We start from the raw sequence: 2,532 nt of genomic DNA on the forward strand, positions 1-2,532 counted from the left end.
CGGTCCAACAAGTTTTTTGCAATCGCTGCGAGCCATGGAGTGCTAAGCACGGGGTGAGTAGGCCGAGGTAGGTTCGGGTTTTTAGCAGAGCGGAGTTGCGAAAGGCCGTTAGGTCTGTAGCAAGCGTAACGAGTGTCTAAAAATCTATACGAACCGTAGAGTCATGTGAGAGCACAGTAGTGGAGTGTGCCGATTCAAGGCACGTAACGCTGTGTGACGCGGACAGCCGAGGGTTTATAGTCGTCGCGTTTTGCTCGGCGATTTTGCATCATTGGATGTGCAAAATACCTACCGAGGTAGCGACGCTTACGTAGGGAGCTTTATTATTTGGATAGGATTATAAGCATAGCTCATAGCGGGCTTGTAAGAAAAAATTATACCATTATCAAAAATACACAAAAAAATTAAACACGGTTATTTAGGTTCGCAAAGCGAATAATGCCTTGCCAAATCCAATGTCTCCTGTGTATGATTAACCACTTGTTTTATAGTGAGTTGATATCCCCTTGAGTTCCTTTCATTCCATCAAACACCTCTTTCAAACTGGCTATGCCTGGTGGCGATATTACTCTGCTAATATGTGTACCATACCACTTTCCATGCATGAGTAACTCCAACTGTTGTAATGGCTAGTGAGCTGCATATGTTCGTCATTTAAAATCTTAAAAAAAGTAGTAACCATAGTAATTATGAAACAATATATTAATAATGTTAATTGGATAAGTGTAATCGCATTGCTGTTAGCTACAACAATGTTACAGTTAATTTTACAGCAACTTTATTTAGGGAATTTCACTGTAGTAGGGTTCTCATCCAACCTTCAACAAATAATACAAAGCAATAAAGCCCCTGAAGTTTGGAATCAATTTTTGATGTTGTTATCTCATTATTCTGTAGTTAGTTTAACTATGATTTTTTTATTAATGCTTCTCACCACTATTGGACTTTTTTTTTCCTCCAACCCAGTTTATCCATTTGTCATAGCAATGATTTTTGCAAGCTTTTGGATTTCTAATTTAGGCCGGTCAAGTAGCTGGATTTTCGAATTTCTTTTTCCATCTCTCTTTGCATTGGTTGTAAGTATTGCTCAGTGGGATATTAAAAACCATTTCAAAAAAAGCAACCAGCAACTGGGCTATAAAATTCTACCTAGCCACAAGAAATTGGTAATGATTTTAGCTGTGTTAATTATTTTTGTGATTTTTTATTATTTTAATTACTTATCTAAAAATGGCGGAGAGCATAGACTAGCTGTTAGCTTGCTTTTCTCTATTTTTAGCAGCTTAGCTATTTTTATTTCCTTGTACTTAGATAGATTGCGTCCTGCACTCCAAACAGAGGTGGTGGATTTTATTAATAACCGTTATTTGGTAATTATGGGTAGCATAATTGGATTAATGTTAGTGTATCAGGTCAATGCCGATATTTCACTGCATTGGTTTACTAGTGAAGGCTATAAGAATCTTGTTGAAACTTATCAAAAGACATCCAATGCACCCGAAGTTGTTAAATCCTTTTTAGCTTTATCTGCATCGATGTCATCAATACTTGCTCCCATACAGTTTATTTTTGAAACTCTTGCAGCTTTCTGCTTATTTCTCGGTATTTTTCGCATCCCAATGTACTGGCTCACAACAGGTTTACTAGGACTGTTAATGATTATTGAATTTGGTGTCCCTGCTCAATGGCCGCCGACACCACAGAGTCCTGTTAATTGGCTGTGGGAACTTATGCTTCCTACCAGTGTTCTTTTAATTTGCAGTGTACATGCATCTGCACAGTTTTTTTGTACTCAAAGCCATAGAGAAAGATGGCTAGGTACTCAATTATTTTCAGAGCTCTCCTTATCAACAAAAACTTTAGTTATTTCACTGCTTATCGTTATCTTTGGGATTGCTTTTGCCCAATCTACAGCTTCGCATATCGTGGGTACAGTACTAAGCACAACGTTGTTATTTTCTATATTATTATTTCTAATAATAATTATTATTGATCCTATGAAAGCAAAGAGTCGCCCTACACAAACGATTTAAGAGTAGCAATTAACCTTTATCGATTTAGGTCCCTATATGGTCGCAGACAGAGCACCACGGGTTTACCCGTGGTTATTGCTGGACTAGCAGCATATTGTCTTCAGGAGAAAAAGCCATCGCTTAACATTCAGCGCAACCTATTGACCAGCTGAACTATATCGAACTCACCTATAATAATTAAAATTCATTTTAAGTTTTATGTTTTGAAATAAAAATAAAGTTTGCCGTTCATTGTATTTGGCACTACAATTCATCGCTCTTTTTTCGTTAAGAATGAGTAAGTTTTTTAATTTTAATTAAAGAGAGAGATCTTGAGCAATGACAAAAAAGATTTTTGTATTTAATATTGAAACCATTATTAGAACCAGTCAGTCTGGTCGTAAGCGTCGCTACCTCGGTAGGTATTTTGCACATCCAATGATGCAAAATCGCCGAGCAAAACGCGACGACTATAAACCCTCGGCTGTCCGCGTCACACAGCGTTGCGTGCCTTGAATCG

At 37.5% G+C, this 2,532-nt stretch carries 2 protein-coding genes; both read left to right on the forward strand.

Going from position 1 to position 2,532, the window contains the following annotated elements; genetic code table 11:
* The first annotated feature begins 689 nt into the window (after positions 1–689).
* Entirely contained in the window at positions 690–2,033 is a 1,344-nt protein-coding gene (locus C200_RS08875; protein WP_032126599.1) for a hypothetical protein, read from the forward strand.
* Positions 2,034–2,351: 318 nt separating this feature from the next.
* Positions 2,352–2,528 (forward strand): hypothetical protein, encoded by a 177-nt coding sequence (locus tag C200_RS15435; RefSeq protein ID WP_155276079.1) that lies wholly within the window; start codon positions 2,352–2,354, stop codon positions 2,526–2,528.
* The last annotated feature ends 4 nt before the right edge of the window (positions 2,529–2,532 follow it).

Origin of the sequence: Piscirickettsia salmonis LF-89 = ATCC VR-1361 (genome assembly GCF_000297215.2) — a bacterium.
Classification (GTDB): domain Bacteria; phylum Pseudomonadota; class Gammaproteobacteria; order Piscirickettsiales; family Piscirickettsiaceae; genus Piscirickettsia; species Piscirickettsia salmonis.